The sequence below is a fragment of the Caballeronia sp. LZ008 genome (genome assembly GCF_031451435.1).
GTDB classification, from domain to species: Bacteria; Pseudomonadota; Gammaproteobacteria; order Burkholderiales; family Burkholderiaceae; genus Caballeronia; species Caballeronia zhejiangensis.
The window spans coordinates 1-1,353 of record NZ_JARUXK010000021.1 but is presented as its reverse complement, the minus strand read 5'-3'; the positions used below and the strand labels follow the sequence as shown (position 1 = coordinate 1,353).

Here is a 1,353-nt window from a genome sequence, read left to right as displayed (position 1 = left end):
TAATGCCGTTCAGTTAGCGCTGAACGGCATTTTTGTTTGTGGAGCGAGAAGTGGTTGTAAACGGAGCGCCGGACTGTTAACTTCTCGGTGCGATGCTTGCCAACCACCTCACGTACCTGATCGAAGCACAGGAGCCGGCCGATCTGCGACGGTTGGCCGAGCATCTGCCCTTCGAGTGGATCGAACGCGCAGTCCAGGCGACCGGCACGGCGAGCATCCGGCGCCGTCGCCTTCCGGCCGAGCAGGTGGTGTGGCTGGTCATTGCGCTGGCGATGTACCGTCACTGGTCGATCAGCGAGGTCCTTGACAGCCTCGATCTGGCCTTGCCCAACGAGGCCGCCCCGTTTGTCAGCAAGAGCGCTGCGGCGCAGGCGCGCCAACGCGTTGGCGAAGCGCCGATGGCGTGGCTGTTTGAACAGACCGCGCGAGCGTGGACGACTCAGGACGCGGCCCACCATGCGTTCAAGGGCTTAAGTCTGTGGGCAATGGATGGCACCACACTGCGCACCCCGGACAGCGCGGCCAACCGCGAGCACTTTGGCGCGCAGGGCTATGCCAGCGGCAAGGTGGCGAGTTATCCGCAGGTGCGCGCCGTGACGCTCACCGCCATTCCGACGCACCTGATCGCCGATATCAATTTCGGTCGCTACGACACCAACGAAATGGTGTACGCCAAAAGCCTGCTGGCGCAGATCCCGGAAGACTCACTGACGGTGTTCGACAAAGGCTTTCTGGCCGCGGAAATCCTGTGTGGCCTGACGATGAACGCGCGCAATCGCCACTTCCTGATTCCAGCCAAAGCCAACACCTGCTGGGAAGTCGTCTCGGGTAGCGCTGACGATGCGATGGTGCGCATGCGTGTGTCGCCGCAGGCGCGCCAGAAATGTCCGGCTTTGCCCGAATTCTGGAGTGCGCGGGCGATCCGTGCCATCGACGCGCGCGGACGCGAACGCGTGCTGCTGACTTCGCTGATCGATCGCCGACGCTTCAAACCCGCTGATATCGTCGCCTGTTATGAGCGCCGCTGGCAAATCGAAACCAGTTACGCCGAGCTCAAACAATCGATGCTGGGTTCGGAATTGACCTTGCGCAGCCGCACCGTCGCAGGGGTCTATCAGGAGATATGGGGCGCGTTGATCGCCTACAACCTGATTCGACGTGAGATCGCGAGCGCCGCGCGAGAAGCGAAACTTGCTCCGACTGATATCAGCTTCGTGCGAGCGCTTCACACGATCCAGCACGAGATGATGTGGGCGGCCCTCACGCCGGCGTTTGCAAAATTACCCGCCTGCCTTCAGCGTCTGCGCGAAAGGCTCAAGTCTATGCGCAACGAAAAACGACCCGGACGCACAT

The 1,353-nt window shown here is 61.7% G+C and carries 1 protein-coding gene; it reads left to right on the top strand.

All coding sequences use genetic code 11. The features are described from left to right. Positions 1–92: 92 nt before the first annotated feature. Positions 93–1,353, top strand: a 1,261-nt coding sequence (locus tag QCE49_RS33545) for an IS4 family transposase (protein WP_309806856.1), incomplete at its 3' end; no start/stop codon positions are given.